Origin of the sequence: Shewanella decolorationis, from assembly GCF_004354305.1 — a bacterium.
In the GTDB taxonomy this organism is placed as follows: Bacteria; Pseudomonadota; Gammaproteobacteria; order Enterobacterales; family Shewanellaceae; genus Shewanella; species Shewanella decolorationis.
Genome location: NZ_CP037898.1, coordinates 425,667 through 442,407 on the forward strand (window position 1 = coordinate 425,667; position 16,741 = coordinate 442,407).

The window sequence follows — 16,741 nt, forward strand, 5'->3', positions numbered from 1 at the left end:
ATGAGTGAGTTGCCAATTTTAGCCAAGCTTTCAGAGAGAACCGCGATGCCTTTTTTAGCACAAGTAGAGCAAAGTTTATTAAAGGGTGGCTTAGCCCTAGATGGGTTACAAAGTTATTTAAACACCATACATCAACATAAAGTCGATTTTTCCGATCTCTATTTCCAAGGCAGTCGCCACGAATCTTGGGTGCTCGAAGATGGCATTATTAAAGATGGTAGCTTCCATATCGAGCGTGGTGTAGGTGTGCGTGCCATCAGCGGCGAGAAAACCGGTTTTGCCTATGCCGATGATATTACGCCAGCGGCATTAAGCGCTGCGGCCGAGGCGGCGCGCGGTATTGCGGGGGCCGGTGAGCAGGCCAAGGTGCAGGCTTTCAAACGTCAACAAGCCTTAGCGCTGTACGATAGTCTCGACCCTATCGCCGCCATGGAAGAAGTGAAAAAAATCAACCTGCTGAAAGAGGCCGATGCCTATATTCGCAGCCTCGACAGCCGCATTATCCAAGTGGTGATTAGCCTTGCTGGTGTGCACGAAGAAATCTTGGTCGCTGCTAGCGATGGCACCTTGGCCGCCGATATTCGTCCCTTAGTGCGCTTTAATTGCAGCGTGATTTTAGAAGAAAATGGCAAGCGTGAACGTGGCAGCGCTGGTGGCGGTGGTCGTCACGATTACAGCGTGTTTATGGTGACGGATGAAACCGGTTTACCTATGTGCTTTGCCTTCGCCCGCGAAGCGGTGCGTCAGGCGCAAGTTAATCTCAATGCCATCGATGCGCCCGCCGGAGAAATGCCCGTGGTGCTCGGTAATGGTTGGCCAGGCGTGTTATTGCACGAAGCTGTAGGCCATGGTCTGGAAGGTGACTTTAACCGCAAGGGCAGCAGCGCCTTTAGTGGCATGGTCGGCGAGCAAGTGGCTTCGAAACTCGTGACCGTGGTGGACGATGGCACGCTCGCGAATCGCCGTGGCTCACTGAGCATCGACGATGAAGGCGTACAAACCCAGAGAACCGTGTTAATCGAAGACGGTATTCTTAAAGGCTATATGCAGGATAAATTAAATGCGCGCCTGATGGGCGTGGCACCGACGGGTAATGGTCGCCGTGAATCCTATGCGCATCTGCCTATGCCTCGCATGACCAACACTTATATGACGGCTGGCGAGTCAGACCCGAGCGAGATCATCAAGTCAGTGAAGAAGGGCATTTATGCGCCTAACTTTGGTGGCGGTCAGGTGGATATCACCTCGGGCAAGTTTGTGTTCTCGGCCTCTGAAGCCTATTTGATTGAAAATGGTGAAGTGACTCAAGCAATTAAGGGCGCTACCCTGATTGGTAATGGCCCAGAAGCCATGAGCCAGATTTCCATGGTGGGTAACGACATGGCGCTAGATAAGGGCGTTGGTGTGTGTGGTAAAGATGGTCAAAGCGTGCCTGTGGGTGTCGGTCAACCGACCCTTAAGCTCGATAAGCTGACTGTAGGCGGTACTGCATAAAGCGAGAGCTAGAAGCTCCTACGTTAACTAGCTAAGTGCTTATTTTAGAACCCATCTTACACTTCCGGTTGTGGGTTCTAGCCGCCTTCCATGATGGATGTTATCATTCGCAAAGGAAATTAGAGTAACTACTCTAGAGGTGTTAATGAAACTATCACGTTTGGCATGGCTGTGTTTATTGCCTTTGCCCTCGCTATTGCCGTTAGCGGCTAGTGCCCAGCCCAGTAGCTTTACTGAGGCTTGGCAGCAAGTGCTTAAGGTGAGCGATAAACTTCAGGCCCAATCCCAAGAGGTGAATCGTGCCAAGGGCGAGCAAGAGGCGGGAGAGAGTTTAAATCTGCCGTCCCTCAGCCTGAATGGCAGTTATACCCACCTCGAAAAACCAATCGAATTAGATTTAAGGGATCTCAATCCCCTAGCCTCGGGTTCATTGCCATTACCTCCTGAATTAGGTGGCATACTGGCGAGTATTCCGGGTTCATTATTTGTCACGCCCTTTACCGAGCAAGATATTTTTCGCGCCAGCTTACAGGCGATGTGGCCGATTTATACCGGCGGCCAGATCACCGCGGCTCAAGGCATTCACGCCGCCATGGTGGCCGAGAAGCAACAGGAATTACAGTTAGCGACCCGCGACTTATTCACTCAGTTAGTTGACCGTTATTATGCCGTCGATGTGACTCAATCCCTCGTCAGCACCCAAACCGAGCTGGTGGCTTCCTTAACTAAGCACGTTGACCATGCGCTAGCGCTGGAACGCGAAGGACAAATCGCTAAGGTCGAGCGCCTTAATGCTCAAGTTGCCTTAGATAACGCTAAGGTCAATTTAGGCAGCGCCCGCCGTCAACATGAAATGGCCGTGATCGCCCTATCGCGCATGTTGCAGCTGAGTGATGTCAGCACTAACTCGCCACTGTTTGTGCTGCCACAGGCGCCTTCATTGGGGGATTTGACCCAAGTGACCTTGAGCCAGCATCCCGCACTTAAACTGCTTGAGGCTAAAGAGGCGCAGGCGAATGGCTTGGTTTCCTTAGAGAAAGGGAAATACCACCCAACGGTGTTCCTCTTTGGTAATTACACCTTATACGAAGATGACAGCTTGTTTTCTAAGGTGGAGCCGGACTGGATGGTCGGTGTCGGCGTAAAAGTGCCCTTGCTGAGCCGCGATGGCCGCAGCGGTAAAGTGGAAGCGGCTAAGAGTGCCTTGCTGCAAGCCCGTTACACTAAGGCGCAGACCCGCCAAGACTTAAGTTTGTTGCTCGACCAAAGTTACCGTCAGTTATTACAGGCCGAGGAAGAAGTTAAGGCGCTGAATACCTCGCTCGAACTGGCCAGTGAAAACCTGCGTTTAAGGGAAATCGCCTTTAATCAAGGGCTTTCGACTTCAATCGACAGGGTCGATGCCGAATTAAAACTGAGCGCCGTTAAAACCCAGCAGCTCGGTGCCAGTTATCGTTATGTGCAAGCCTATGCCAGATTAATGGCCATCAGTGGTCAATTAGATGAATTTATCGGTCGCAGTGCCACAGGCGCTCAATCGCAGGAGACTATCAATGCGCGCTAACAGAATCCTTGCCCTAACGGCGTTGGTCGCATTAGGCCTTATCTTAGCCTATGGGCTCAAACTGGCTTACAGCCCGCAGCCGAGCTTGTTGCAGGGGCAAATTGAAGCCCGTGAATATAACGTATCCTCCAAAGTACCAGGGCGGGTAGAGCAAGTGCTTGTGCGCCGTGGCGATAGCGTCAGCGAAGGTGATTTGTTGTTTGCCATTCATAGCCCAGAGTTAGATGCCAAGTTGATGCAGGCCGAAGGCGGCCGAGATGCGGCTAAGGCGTTGCAACAGGAGGCGAATAACGGCGCCCGCACCCAAGAGGTGATGGCGGCTAAGGAACAATGGCTCAAGGCGCAAGCGGCGGCAACGCTGGCGAAAACCACCTATACCCGAGTGGAAAATCTCTTCAACGAAGGGGTTGCCGCAAGACAAAAACGCGATGAGGCCTTTACCCAGTGGCAAGCGGCCAAGTACACAGAGCAAGCGGCGTTAGCTATGTATCAAATGGCTGAAGAAGGCGCGCGGGTCGAAACCAAAGCCGCGGCGGCGGGTAACGCTCGCATGGCTGAAGGGGCGGTGAAAGAAGTCAGCGCCATTATGGCCGACAGCCAAATGCGCGCACCTAAGTCTGGGGAAATCAGCGAAGTATTGTTGCAAGCGGGAGAGTTGGCACCGAGCGGCTTCCCAGTGGTAAGCCTTATCGACATGCAGGACGCTTGGGCGGTATTCCAAGTGCGTGAAGATCAGCTTAAGCGTTTTAAAAAGGGCGACAAACTGCCATTAACCATTCCTGCGCTAGATAAAACCGTGGAGTTCACAGTCTCTCATATCAGTGTGATGGGCGACTTTGCGACTTGGCGTTCAACCGAAAGTGGCCACGATTTTGATATGCGCACCTTCGAGGTAGAGCTGCGCCCAACTGCGCCGATCCCCGATCTGCGTGTCGGTATGTCTGTGCTGCTCAGTGCTGAGTAACCATTGTGGCCAAGTCACCGAGCGAGCAAACGCATTTGCGCGAGTCTAAGCCGTTGAATAAGGCTCAGAATGCGGCGCATCCTGCATCTTCAGGCATCATTGCATTAGTGCGGCGCGAGCTTAGGGCGCTATGGCGCGATCCTTGGCAACTGGCCCTTATCAGTTATATCCCGCTGCTGGGCATCTTGTGTCTCTGGTGGTTATTTAGTGCTGGGCTACCACGGCAATTACCCGTGGCGATTGTCGACCAAGACCACAGCCAGCTGAGCCGAATGTTGACCCGTCAACTCAAAGCCAACCCTGTGACTGAGCCGCGCAGTTTTACCGATCTCCCATCGGCCATCGCGGCCATGCAGCAGGCGCAGGTCTATGCCGTGGTGGTCTTTCCCTATGATATGAAAAAGGATTTACTCACCGGCCATAAACCAACAATCGATGTGCGTTACAACAGCCAGTTTTTGCTGGTGGGTAAGCTGCTGTCGAGCCAAATTCAGTTGAGTCTAGGCGATGGGCTGTTACAGGTCGCTGGCATAAAACAGCTGATGACGGGCACGCCGAAATCCCAAGTCGCGGTGAATTTAAGCCCAGTAAAGAGCCAAACCACCGCGCTGTTTAACCGTAATAACAACTACATAGGTTTTTTAGTGCCGCCGGTATTGGTCGCGCTGTGGCAGCTATTATCTATGTTGGTGATGGCCAACAGCTTAAATCGCGAGTTGCACCTTAATGCCGCACAGTCAGAGGAGGGGATCTCCAATCGATTGACCGAGCATTTTTGGCCTAAGGTGTTGGCTAAAATTCTGTTGTTTACTCCGATATTGATGCTGCAAGGCGGGTTTATCCTTGCTTGGTTGTATCTGTATCTGGCTCTGCCTTTTGCGGGCAGTTTAGCGCTGCTGCTGTTTGCCCAGTTGATTATGCTACTGGCGGTGTGGAGCCTAGTGCTGTTTATCTTTGTGCTGATGCGCGATAGCGCGCGGGTCATCAGTTTTTGTACTGCGCTGTTTGCGCCAGCCTTTGCTTTTATGGGGATCACTTTCCCCACCCATGAAATGCCGCAACTCGCTCAGTGGTGGCGACTCATCATGCCATCGAGCCATTATATTGAGTCCCATGTAAGCGTGGTGAGTTATGGCGCGACTTGGTCAACTGTGGCGCAGCAACTCAGTAGTTATTGGGGATTCATCGGTTTATTGCCGCTGATTTATCTCTTGGCGATTAAATTACTGCCGATGACGGTAAAAGCACCGGCGGAAGCGGCGGAATACGATGCGGCGCCACTGGCTGCGAAGGGGCAATAACATGAATTTATGGCAGTTAGTGCTGACAGAATTAAAGGCGATCGTGAGTGACAAGGCTATTGCCGTGACCCTATTCGGCGGAGTACTGTTTTATTCGGTGCTCTATCCCTTGCCTTACTTGCACCAAGTCCCAACAGAACAACAGCTTATCGTGGTGGATTTAGATCATTCCTCCCTAAGCCGTCAACTTATTCGTCATGCAGATGCCAGCGCAAAAATTCAGGTGATAGGCCAAGTGGGTTCCATTACCGAGGCGAAGCGTTTTATTGAAACCGGTAAGGCCCATGGCTTATTGGTGATCCCCGAAGGATTTCGCCGCGACTTGCTGCTGGGCAAGGGCGTGACCTTAAGCTACGGCGGCGATGCCAGTTACTTCTTGATTTATTCGGCGGTGGCCGAGGGGCTTGTCAGCGCGGGGATGGATGCGGGCAAACAAGTGCAATTGATTGGGATGCTCGCGCAGGGGAAAAATCCGAAAGAAGCTGAGCAAAACCTGAATTCGCTGCACTTAAACAGCGTGCCTGCCTTTAACCCTAGTCTGGGTTATACGCCCTACGTGGTGCCAGGGCTGTTCTTACTTATCCTGCATCAAACCCTGTTGATTGGGACTGGGATCTTAGGCGCGGGGCAGTGGCGCAGCCGCAGCTATTGGCAACAGGTGTCGCCGTTGCAATTGGTCTGTGGTCGAATTCTTGCCTTTATGTTGATTTATATGGTGTTTACCAGCTTTTATGTGGGGTATTGCTACCACTGGTATAAGGTGAGCATTCAAGCGAGTTTTGGGCTAGTGGCGCTCTGGTTGTTGCCGTTTTTACTGGCGACGGCTGCGGCTGGGGTTGCTATGAGCACCTTGTTTACCCGCCGCGATTTACCGACCCAAGTATTGCTGCTGATTTCTATGCCGATTCTGTTCGTCTCCGGCTTTGTCTGGCCGATTGCTTTAATCCCCGAGCCTTTGGTGCTGGGCTCGCAGATTATCCCTGCGGTGCCCGCCATTATGGGAATGCTGGAGCTGAATCAAATGGGCGCCAGCTGGGCGAGTGTGTTGCCAAAATGGTTACAGCTTTGGGGCCTGTTTGTGCTGTTTTTTGGCCTTGCGATTTTAGGGATTAAACGTCGGGCGCGGGAATGGGAGTAGCTCTGTTCATCTTTCCTATTGCCGCATAGTCTCTGCATCTACTACATAGTCTCTGCATCTAAAATAAGCTTTCCCTTGCTTTAAACATAGCCTTAATGGTCTGGTTTGTTTATCTGTATTTAGCGGTTTTACCGTGCAGACGACACAGATAGGCAACTTAATGTCCTTATTGGGTTGTCTTCTCCTCTGTTTTGGGGGAAAATTCGCGCCGCAAAAATAACCGGGGTATTCAGTATCCCGGTTATTTTCTTTTTGAGCGTATGAGTTTTAAACCAAATGAGGCCGGTAAACATCCGGAAATGATATGAGGTTCGTTTGAACCTACTTTACTGAGGACAATTCAATGGGGCTGTTGTTTACCGGATTTTCGGTAGTTGCCGTAAATCAAGCTGTTGCGTTTGCCATTCCACCTACTGCAAAGGGAGGTTGGATATGAGCCAACAAAATCCAGGCTTAAAGCAAAGCCTTAGTCTGTGGCAAGTGGTGGTGATGGGATTAGCCTATCTCACGCCTATGGCCGTGTTTGACACCTTTGGCATTGTCTCCGAAATTACCTCAGGCCATGTGGCCACCTCTTACCTGCTCGCGTTAGCGGGGATCCTGTTTACCGCCTTTAGCTACGGTCATTTAGTGCGTAAATATCCCTATGCGGGCTCGGCTTATACCTATGCGCAGAAAACCTTTAGCCCGAATGTCGGCTTTATGGTGGGCTGGTCATCGCTGCTCGATTATATGTTTATGCCGATGATCAATATGCTGCTGGCAAAGATTTACCTTACGGCCATGTTCCCTAACGTCGAGCCGTGGATTTTTATCTTTGGTTTAGTCGCTATGATGACGGTATTAAACCTCAGGGGCATAGATTTAGTCGCGAATTTTAACGGCGTTATCGTATTCGCCCAGATAGCCATTATCTTGGTGTTTATTGGCTTGATGGCCCATAGCCTGTCCCTTGGCGAAGGTGAAGGTGTGATTGCCAGCGTGCGTCCATTCTATTCCGAAGAGATAACCCTTGCGCCGCTGTTTACTGGCGCGACCATTCTGTGTTTCTCCTTCTTAGGCTTCGATGGCTTAAGCTCTTTGAGTGAAGAAACCAAGGACGCTAAGCGGGTGATCCCCCGCGCTATCGTGCTAACTGCTTTGATTGGCGGCGTGATTTTTGTCAGCGTGTCCTATTTCTTGCAGCTGTTTTTCCCGGATATTTCTCGCTTCCAACAGTTAGATGCTGTGCTGCCTGAGATTGCCCTGTATGTGGGCGGTAATTTATTCCAGTCAGTGGTGCTGGTGGCAACCACCATCGCGGTGTTGGCCTCGGGCATGGCAGCCCATGCGGGCGTGGCACGTATTCTCTACGTGATGGGTCGCGACAATATGCTGCCCAATAAAGGCTTTGGCTATGTGCATCCTAAATGGCGCACGCCAGCATTTAACGTGATTCTGGTGGGATTACTGGCGCTTTCGGCGGTGTCCTTCGATCTCGAAATGGCACTGGCGCTCGTTAACTTCGGGGCACTGGTGGCTTTTACCTTTGTGAACCTGTCGGTAATAGTGCAGTTTTATATCAAAGAGAAACGTAACCAATCCTTGAAAGAGCATTTGCAGTATTTCGTCTTACCCTTGTGCGGCGCGGCGACTATTGGCGTACTGTGGATTAACCTTGAGCCTCAGTCCTTAGAGCTTGGCTTAATTTGGGCGGCTGTTGGGGTCTTGTACTTGGCGCTGCGAAGCCTGCGTTTACGCAAGGCGGTAGAGTTACAGAATTAACCAATAATTTGAGCTAGAAAGTAAAAGACCCGCCTTGGCGGGTCTTTTGGTTTTTACAGTGTTGGCACGGTAAAGCTGAGGGAGGTTTTAACTTGCTTGGGCGTAGTGGTCACTACACTGATTTGACTCCCCGCAGAGGCGGTAAAACTGAGTGGTGTGCCTAAGCCATTCTTCGCGGTGAGAGTGTTGGCTACCTCAATGATATCTGGCGTTCCGTTACAATCTACGCAGAGCTCGATTTGAGTCTTAGCAGGCATAATTTGCTTGGCACTGTCATGCACAAACACCACAAACTTAGACTCGCTACCTGCGGCAACGGGTTTAATATCATTAACGCTTGCGAGTAACACACCGTCTTGCTGCACACTGATATAAGCCTGCGAGCCCGACATGCTCATTACCAATCCCTTGCGAACATAGGTTTTGTTGGCTTGACCTGTACCACAGAGGCTGCCTTGGCATTGCGGGCCGTTAAACTTACCATCTGCTGCAGGATAAGTATCACGGGCGAGGTTATCGAAATAGCGCTCGCCACTGTCGTAGCTGAAGTTTTCATTATCATCACGGAACGCCGTCGGTAAGTCGCTAAAACCGCTACTGTGAAAGGTTTCAATATCCATACCATTACCGCTGCAGTGAGTTGCGGCGCCATTGAATAAGCAGGCATTAGTGATAGCGCCACCATCGGCACTATCAAACTGATTGTTGCCGTTAGTGTCGAAGAAGGTTTCGTGACCCAAGGCGTAGGCCAAGATGGTAATACGGTGATCTTGAGGGCGATAATCGCTGGATGTCCAAGTCACGCTACAGGCGCCATTTTGTGTCAGGCAGCTTGGGGTGATTTGGCCGCCTTCGGTGGTGAAGTTCACCGTGGTATCGTCGGGCGCTGGGTTTCCAAAACTATCGGATAGTCTGGCGGTAATAGTCGCGGTTTCACCGTTATAATCGCCCGCTTCGGGGTTAAATATTGTCGTCGAAAGACCAAAGCCAAGCTGTTGTGGCAGGCCAGTATTAACGGTTAATTGCTCGGATTGGCTAGTGATCACTTCCTTGGTATCGGCATCCACTGCGGTGGCGACCACGCGAATGGGAGTCGGCACAGTGCCCGAAAGCACACGCACACTGGCGATACCTTGGGAGTTGGTTAGGCTCTCAGCGCTAGCACTGCCATTGGCAAAACTTAAACCGCCAACGACGGTATCTAAACTAAAACTAACCTTTTGCTGGGCTGCTGGCTGGCCATTGGCGCTGGTGACTTTAAAGCTGACGAGGGATGATTCGCTCGACCCAGTTCCACCTGCGCCTTTAATGCGAATTTGGTTGGGCTCGGCCGCTTCAAAACTAAGGCTCGCTAAGGTTTGGCGCTGTAGCGTAAAGGGAAAGTTCGCCGTTAGCGTTTGATTACCGACCACTGTGGTGGCAATGATTTGATCGTTACGCTCACTATTACCACTGCAACTAGTGTCTTGGAAGGTCGAGCTGGCATTGCCCGATAGGGTCGTGACAGGCGTATCTAAGGTTGCATTATTACTGTTGGTGCAGTCCGAGCTAAAACTGATGGATGACGGGGCCTGTACGCGAGTGATAGTACCATCGCTGGCCTCTAACACTAAGCTTGCGGTCACACCAAAGCTGCCGCCAGCACTGATTTTATAGCTGCCATCGGCCTGTGCCGTTAACGTACTCGCCAGTTTTCCTTCGGTAAAACTGCTGCCATTAAAGGAGCCTAATTTTAAGGTGCCGGATTCGTTAACGGCATCTTTGCTGAGTACTTCATATAAGCTGCTGCTTTGTAGCGATTGCCCTTGATAATCCACAGTTACCGTTAAGGCATTGGCGCCTAATTCGGTGGCGCTCGGAGTATAACTGACCTGAGCAATACCTTGGCTATTGGTGAGCGCACTGGCGGGATTTAATGTAGCTGAACCCGCGCTAAAAGTGACCTTGGCATTGGCAATACCTTTACTCTCGGCATCGAGGAAAATGGCTTGCAGTTGCACAGCTTCATCCACTTTAAAACGGGTAACAAGCGCCGCACCATTCACAATGCTAGCGCTGAGCTTAGGAGGGGTTGCGGTGCCTGAGCCACCGGTTCCTATAAATTCATAATTACGATTAGCCGTTAAAGCATCGGCACCTGTGGGAGTGTAACTTGCGGTCACAGTACCTGCGCCTTCGGTTAAACTGCCATTGGCTATCACGACTTCAGCCATCCCATCGGCATTAGTCAATTTAGTCGCGGGTGTAATAGTGCCTAAGGTGGCAGTGAAACTGATCAGTTGTCCACTAAGCTTAGATGAGCCCTGTTTTAAGGTCGCAACCGCGCAAAAACTGCTTTCAGTGGGAAAACTTAGCTGACTGGTGTTATCTGCACATTGGCCATTGACTAAGGTTTTATAGCTTAGGCTGAGACTATAGCTGTCGGTACTGCCATCTGCGTCAGTACCATCTGCTGCACCATTGCAACCACTTAGCGCCGCAACGCCCAGTAGTGTCCACGAAAATACTGATAATGTTTTGCTAGGAAGCATAAGCAAACATCCTTGTTGGGCTGAATTGTTAGTCTTGGATTTCGCTGCGTAGGTATTTAAACAGCTCTTTTGATGATTTGGACTCAGGGCCTTTTGCCAACTCTTTTGTGGCTTGGCGCACTAAGGTACGCAGCTTCTGTCTGTCCAACTGTGGGTAATGTTCCACTAGGGTTTGAATTTCGCTATCGCCCTGGCTCAGTAAACGCTCGCGCATTTTCTCGAACATTTGCAGCTTAGCGGTTTCGTTGTTGTTTTTGTTCAGTACGACAGCGAGCGCGGCTTTAATCGGCTCCACATCGACGTTACGCATCAACTTACCGATATATTGCATATGGCGGCGATAGGCTTCGGTCTTCGGCTTAATCTTATGAGCTTGCTGGATGCTGTCGTATAAGTGCTCGTCCAGCTCGATTTTATCTAGCTGGGTCTTGCTGAGCGACACCAATTCCATACCGACTTTTTGAGCAGCTTCGCAGTCACGCTTGTCCTCGGTTTTGCTGACATACTCTTCGTCACTGTCATAGGGTTGTTTAAAATGCTCTGAATCACCAACAATCTTCATATAGATAAAACCTCAGTTAAATAACGGCCTAATAATAACATCTCCCGCCAAAAATCGCCTAACGAAAGCGCGTGCGCCATGGCTGAGATTGACGAAATAAGCGCGCAATAAATAATGAGAATGGCATGGGTGTTTGTTATGCTAACGCCATTGCCGACAACGAAAGAGTAGCTTTGTGTCTTTGAACAGAATCGATAGTGAATTGACCGCGCTGAAAGATGCGGTTGCCGTGGCCCTCGAATATGCCAATAAATTAGGGACAAATGCCGCCGAAGTGGCGATCAGTAAACAACAGGGATTATCGGTTTCAACCCGCTTAAAAGAAGTGGAAACAGTTGAATTTAATAAAGATGGCGCCCTAGGGATTACGGTTTATCGCGATGGTTGCAAGGGCAGTTCATCGACTTCCGATCTCAGCCCTGAAGCCATTGCTCTGGCGGTGAAAGCGGCGGACGATATCGCCCGTTATACTTCTGCTGACCCCTTTAGTGGTTTAGCCGACAAAGCCTTAATGGCGACCGAGATCCGCGATCTTAAGCTCTATTATCCTGAAGATATTTCCCCCGACGAATTAGCCCAATTGGCGATTCGCGCCGAAACCGCGGCGCTCGATGCCGACTCGCGCATCAATAACTCCGATGGTGCCAGCGCAAACGCCCACACTTCGGTCAAGGTTTACGGCAATAGCCACGGCTTCTTAAACGGTTATTGCAGCTCGCGCTACAGCTTAAGTTGCAGCGTGATCGGTGAAGACAGCGACGGCAGCATGCAGCGGGATTACGATTACACTATCGCCCGTAAATTCAGTGAGATGCTATCTCCCGAATCCGTAGGTTTGAAAACCGCACAAAAGACAGTGAGCCGTTTAGGTGCGCGTAAGATTGCGACTTCGCGTTTACCTATTCTGCTTTCGCCTGAAATCGCCACAGGGCTTATCGGCCATTTAGTCGGCGCGATCAGCGGTGGCAGCCTGTACCGTAAATCCAGCTTCCTGTTGGATGCGATTCACACCCAAATCTTCCCCGATTGGTTCAACATTGAAGAACAGCCGCATCTGCTGGGCGCGCTTGCCAGTGCCAACTACGATAGCGAAGGTGTAGCGACGCAAGATAGACGCATCATCGACCGTGGCATGTTAGAAAGCTATCTGCTGACCAGCTATTCGGCGCGCAAATTAGGCTTAACTAACACAGGCCATGCGGGCGGCATCTACAACTGGACGCTGGCGCACACGGGGCAAAGCTTCGATGAGTTAGTCAAAGGCATGGGCACTGGCTTGATTGTCACAGAAGTGATGGGTCAAGGCGTGAATATGGTGACGGGGGATTATTCCCGCGGCGCCGCTGGTTTTTACGTCGAAAATGGCGAAGTGCAGTTTCCCGTCGAAGAAATTACCATTGCTGGCAATTTGAAGGATATGTTCCGTGGGATTCAGGCGGTCAGTAAGGACTTTGATTTACGATCTTCTATTCGTACTGGCGGGATTTTATTGTCCGAGATGAAGGTTGCGGGTAACTGATTGAGTTAACTTAGTCGGGTTCATTTAATGACTCAGCTCTCACCAAGTGAGCTTTAAACAAAAGGGCAAATGCAGCTGCATTTGCCCTTTTTGATTTAATTGCCCCATCCTAAATAGCCTTGCCACTTGTTAGCGGCGGTGCTCATTAGAATTTGTAGCTGGCGCCTAATTCAAATGAGCGACCCGAGCCTGCGACTTGGCTAAAGCCACCCGTGCTATCGGCTTTAAACTCGGCAAGGTTGACACCACCCAGTGGCAGTTCGTAGTAAGTATCAAACAGGTTGTTGATCGCAAAGGTTAAACTCAGCTCTTGCCATTTGATACTGCTGCTTAGATTTAACAGCGAATAGCTGTCGGTCTCATTTTCTAAACGGCGATCATCGACCTTATCCTTAGTCGCTACCCATTGCCACGACAGGCGATTTTCCCAATCACCCAGTTGATGGCTAAGGGCTAACTCGGTTTGTAGCGGTTTGATTTGATAAAGCGGCTCGTTACCCTCATCGCGCTCACCACGGGTGATATCGAGCTTACCTTGCATCTGCCATTTACCGCTGTCGGTATTGGCTAATAGGTAGTTCGCACTCAACTTAGCGCCATATAAATTGGCATCTTCGTTGGTGAATTTAAGGATATTGCGTTTACCGCTGGCAAGGCCAGTACGGTTAAAGCTGCCAATCACCTCAGCATCAATATAGTCGGTCACTGCGCTATACCAAGCCGTGGTCGAGAATTGCCATTCATCGCCATTAAACTTGTAGGCCGCGCTCAGGGTATGGGCTGTTTCGGGCTTTAGATCGGGATTACCCACATAACCGTTGCCGTCACCATACCAGCCGATCATAGTGGTTGCCATTACGCCACGACCCCAGCTGTAACGCTCATACAGGTTTGGCGCGCGGTTTTTACGGGCTAAGCCAAATTCCAATTGTTGTTTGGCCGACAATTGATAGCGTGCTAGCAGCGTGGCGTCGATAAGGTTATCGTCTCGGCTTCTATCCATAGCATTAAAGGCTTTTGCTGCCTCGGCATCCACATTCGGCATGCCCATCATGGGCATATTGCTGTAGGCCTGCACTTCGCCCGTATCAGTGGTGACATATTCATAACGCACCCCTGCAGACAACCACCAGAGTGGCGTGAGGTTTTGCTGCCATTCGCCATAAACTGCGGCGCGGCGACGTTCACCGTCGTTGATATTGATATAGTCATTGGGGGCCATCATAGTGCCGGGCACCGCTGGCCAAGTATCATCGAGTTGATAGTTATAATATTCCTGACCGACAAGTAACGTGCTGTTATCGCCCATGGGTAGGCGCCAATGCAGTTGGTAGCTGTAATCGCTACCCTCTGTATTCATTGGCATCTTGCCGGTTTTTTCTGGGGTAAAGAAGCCCATTTCATGCTTCACACTGTGCCAGTTTAACTGGGCGCTAAATTCACCATCGTTGTCTAAATCCCGCAGATAGCGGACTAGGGCGCCATAACTCTTGTTATCCGTCATATCCATGTATTGGTTAGGGAAACCTTGGAACGGGATCGCTTGGTGCGTTAGCTTAATCGCCAGTTGTTGTGTGTCATCGCGCCATGCCGCCGTTAAGGCGTGGTTTTGGGCGCGATATAAAGTATCGAGCACTTTATCGCCGTGACCATCGTGGTAGCTATTGGCATCTTCATAGGCGCCTTGATAGCTAAAACTTAAGTCCTTACTGGCAATCCCAGCTTTAGCGCCGAGTAAGAAGGCATCGCTGGTGCTGCGGTATCCCGATGAGATTTCGCCGCTTTCGAAGCTGAGGTTGTCGCTGTTGTTAAACTTTGGATTGAGGCTATTAACCTTAATCACCCCGGCGATATTATCACCGCCCGCACTGACGGGGGACACGCCCGCGACCACTTCTACAGAGCTGATTTGGTTAGCGGAAACGTAGGATAGTGGTGGGTTCATTTGGTTAGCACAGGAGGCGGTGATATCTGCGCCATCGACTAACACTTTAATGCGATCGCCCATCATGCCATTGAGTACGGGCAAGGCAGAAACGCCGCCCGCTTCGGAGAAATCGACGCCTTGATCTTTCAGTAAAGCATCGGCCGAGCCTAAGGCGTTACGGCCAATATTCTGCTCGCCATGGACTTGAATACGTTCGATTTGAGTCTGATTTGTCTCGTCGGCCATGGCCTGTGAGGTAACCGAAGCGCCTAATGCTAAGGTCAGCGCGCTGGCGATTGCAGAGCATTTAAAGCCGTGGGGGATAGTTGAAGTGTTTGCAGCCATCTTATTGTCTTCCATTCACTCGGATAAATTGCGCTGCATTATAAAGATCATCGAAGTGTGACAGGTGCGGCATATTGTCGCAGAGCTTATAAAGATAAAACTGAAATAGCGGCCTTAAGTGCTAACTAGCGCCAAGATGAAGATAAGCTAGCAGCAAGGTGAGGGTAACAAGCGGCGCGGTTTAACACGCTTTTGGATTAACCGAAGTGATTAAAGTAGATCCGCTGGGTTTCACCCTCGGCATCCATTAAAGCCAATGCTCTTGCAAACTCATAGGCCTTTGAATCTTCGGCGAGTCTGTTGGGGCTGTTATCTGGGCTGACGGGTAAATCTGCACGGTAGTTAGGGTTATGTTGCCCGCGAAAATGGCGGCTTTTTTTCGAAAATCCCAGATACATGGCCTGAGGCTGCTGGCAGCAATTGGGGTGCAGCTTAAATTGGCTCATGTCCCGCTGTTTAAGGTAGTAGCTGATGGTGGCCTGATCGTAGATAAAAAAATCCCCTTGGCTGGCAAGCAGGTAATCTAACGCCTTAGGCACATCCAGTTCGGGTGGTTTGCGCACCGACATAGTCTCGGCTAAGCCGTTAAAATCATAGCTACCGGGGGCGATTAATAGTGTCATTCCACTTTGGGATAGTTGCTCCAGTGAATTGATATTGGCGGCACCAGCTCGACTTATCCCTATGTAGCGCTCCGACAGACCATTAGGGATAAAATAGGCAAATTGGGCGCGCTCTTCAGTAAAATGCAGACCTGGATAAAAATCGACATTACCCAGTTTGAGATCCCGTAAAATCCGCAGTTTTGGGGCTCGGATTACCCGCAATTTGCAACCAATTTTCTCTGCTGCGGCCTGATAGATATCGCGGTAAAACCCTTGGTTATTGGGTTCGTGCTCAATAAAGGGAAGGCGCTCACTGGTGCGATACCCCATGGTAATGATGCACTCAGAGCTTGAAAAAGCCTGCGCTAGACTAGGGGAGAGGCTGAGTAACAGGACTACTAAGCAAAGCAAAGGCCGATAAATAACTGCAAACTGCAAAATGATCTCCTTCTGCTGTGATTACCAAGGGTAATCGTGTCGATTAATGGCGACCCAAAGTAGTCTTTAAGAAAAGACTTTGTTGTTCTAATGTATTATTTTTATTGAATTAATCTATCATACTTTTTGATAATAAAAAGAGAGATTCTTTGCACTACTGCACAAACTCTGTACATCCTGTCATATTGCGCTATAGTGTCGCCGCAGGTCGGGTGAGGTGCATTTGGCCTGTAAATATTAACTGAGGAGTTCCTATGGCAAAGCTTAAAGAGACTAGCGTGCTCGAGCATGAAAATGGTCGCGGCACTATTACCGACAACGCACTCAAAGCAGTGGTGACGAGCTCACTGTTTAGAATGCGAACCGAAAAGCCGAAAAAGGGCAAAGGGTCTTACAACCGTAAAGCAGCAAACCGAAAGGGGTATCAGCACAGGGGCGATACCCCTTTCGACTTTATGGGGCTTGCCTCGCAGGTGCCTAGTGCTGAAGCCTTAACTTTGCTCGCGCTGATTTGTTTTTCCCTTATCTCTGCTCGATTTCTCTTTGATTCTTGTGCTGTAAACCTCTTAACGTGCCACTCCTGAGCTTA

11 protein-coding genes and 1 pseudogene are annotated in these 16,741 nt (G+C 50.3%); 8 read left to right on the forward strand and 4 right to left on the reverse strand.

Going from position 1 to position 16,741, the window contains the following annotated elements:
* Nucleotides 1–45 precede the first annotated feature (45 nt).
* The 6 genes from tldD (at nt 46) to EYR25_RS01910 (ending at nt 8,225) form a co-directional block, all read left to right on the forward strand.
* Nucleotides 46–1,494 carry a metalloprotease TldD gene (tldD, locus tag EYR25_RS01880; protein WP_055648024.1) on the forward strand — a complete coding sequence of 483 codons (1,449 nt, stop codon included), beginning with the start codon at nt 46–48 and terminating at the stop codon, nt 1,492–1,494.
* Between the two features lie 145 nt (nt 1,495–1,639).
* Nucleotides 1,640–3,058 carry a TolC family protein gene (locus EYR25_RS01885; protein ID WP_133178325.1) on the forward strand — a complete coding sequence of 473 codons (1,419 nt, stop codon included), beginning with the start codon at nt 1,640–1,642 and terminating at the stop codon, nt 3,056–3,058.
* A complete protein-coding gene (locus tag EYR25_RS01890) occupies nt 3,048–4,022 on the forward strand; it encodes an HlyD family secretion protein (RefSeq protein WP_055648022.1) in 975 nt (324 codons plus the stop codon). The genes EYR25_RS01885 and EYR25_RS01890 overlap by 11 nt, the downstream gene beginning before the upstream one ends.
* A gap of 53 nt (nt 4,023–4,075) precedes the next feature.
* On the forward strand, nt 4,076–5,323 hold the full coding sequence (locus tag EYR25_RS01895; protein WP_165953540.1) for an ABC transporter permease: 1,248 nt from the start codon (nt 4,076–4,078) through the stop codon (nt 5,321–5,323).
* Between the two features lies 1 nt (nt 5,324).
* Nucleotides 5,325–6,461: an ABC transporter permease gene (locus EYR25_RS01900; RefSeq protein ID WP_133178327.1), complete on the forward strand. Its 1,137-nt coding sequence runs from the start codon at nt 5,325–5,327 to the stop codon at nt 6,459–6,461.
* A gap of 432 nt (nt 6,462–6,893) precedes the next feature.
* Nucleotides 6,894–8,225 (forward strand): APC family permease, encoded by a 1,332-nt coding sequence (locus EYR25_RS01910; protein WP_133178329.1) that lies wholly within the window; start codon nt 6,894–6,896, stop codon nt 8,223–8,225.
* A 53-nt stretch (nt 8,226–8,278) separates the two neighbouring features.
* On the opposite strand, the gene EYR25_RS01915 is transcribed toward EYR25_RS01910, so the two are convergent.
* Nucleotides 8,279–10,756, reverse strand: coding sequence for an Ig-like domain-containing protein (locus EYR25_RS01915; protein WP_133178330.1), 2,478 nt, complete (start codon nt 10,754–10,756; stop codon nt 8,279–8,281).
* Between the two features lie 28 nt (nt 10,757–10,784).
* Nucleotides 10,785–11,318 carry a ribosome biogenesis factor YjgA gene (gene yjgA, locus EYR25_RS01920; protein WP_133178331.1) on the reverse strand — a complete coding sequence of 178 codons (534 nt, stop codon included), beginning with the start codon at nt 11,316–11,318 and terminating at the stop codon, nt 10,785–10,787.
* A 175-nt stretch (nt 11,319–11,493) separates the two neighbouring features.
* Here yjgA and pmbA point away from each other — a divergent pair, with 175 nt between their 5' ends.
* Complete coding sequence (gene pmbA, locus EYR25_RS01925; RefSeq protein ID WP_133178332.1) at nt 11,494–12,837, forward strand: metalloprotease PmbA; 1,344 nt, start codon at nt 11,494–11,496, stop codon at nt 12,835–12,837.
* 145 nt (nt 12,838–12,982) lie between these two features.
* Here pmbA and EYR25_RS01930 read toward each other — a convergent pair whose 3' ends face one another.
* A complete protein-coding gene (locus EYR25_RS01930; protein WP_165953451.1) occupies nt 12,983–15,124 on the reverse strand; it encodes a TonB-dependent receptor plug domain-containing protein in 2,142 nt (713 codons plus the stop codon).
* Between the two features lie 182 nt (nt 15,125–15,306).
* A complete protein-coding gene (locus EYR25_RS01935; protein ID WP_133178334.1) occupies nt 15,307–16,152 on the reverse strand; it encodes a substrate-binding periplasmic protein in 846 nt (281 codons plus the stop codon).
* Between the two features lie 254 nt (nt 16,153–16,406).
* Here EYR25_RS01935 and EYR25_RS01940 point away from each other — a divergent pair.
* A pseudogene (locus tag EYR25_RS01940) lies at nt 16,407–16,616 on the forward strand (ribosome alternative rescue factor ArfA); the annotation flags it as partial.
* Nucleotides 16,617–16,741: the final 125 nt, after the last annotated feature.

Excerpts from the sequence above, each read along its gene's own strand:
- EYR25_RS01915 (WP_133178330.1), bottom strand. The coding sequence starts at position 10,756 with ATGCTTCCTAGCAAAACATTATCAGTATTTTCGTGGACACTACTGGGC.
- EYR25_RS01900 (WP_133178327.1), top strand. The coding sequence starts at position 5,325 with ATGAATTTATGGCAGTTAGTGCTGACAGAATTAAAGGCGATCGTGAGT.
- EYR25_RS01890 (WP_055648022.1), top strand. The coding sequence starts at position 3,048 with ATGCGCGCTAACAGAATCCTTGCCCTAACGGCGTTGGTCGCATTAGGC.
- yjgA (WP_133178331.1), bottom strand. The coding sequence starts at position 11,318 with ATGAAGATTGTTGGTGATTCAGAGCATTTTAAACAACCCTATGACAGT.
- EYR25_RS01910 (WP_133178329.1), top strand. The coding sequence starts at position 6,894 with ATGAGCCAACAAAATCCAGGCTTAAAGCAAAGCCTTAGTCTGTGGCAA.
- EYR25_RS01930 (WP_165953451.1), bottom strand. The coding sequence starts at position 15,124 with ATGGAAGACAATAAGATGGCTGCAAACACTTCAACTATCCCCCACGGC.
- EYR25_RS01885 (WP_133178325.1), top strand. The coding sequence starts at position 1,640 with ATGAAACTATCACGTTTGGCATGGCTGTGTTTATTGCCTTTGCCCTCG.
- tldD (WP_055648024.1), top strand. The coding sequence starts at position 46 with ATGCCTTTTTTAGCACAAGTAGAGCAAAGTTTATTAAAGGGTGGCTTA.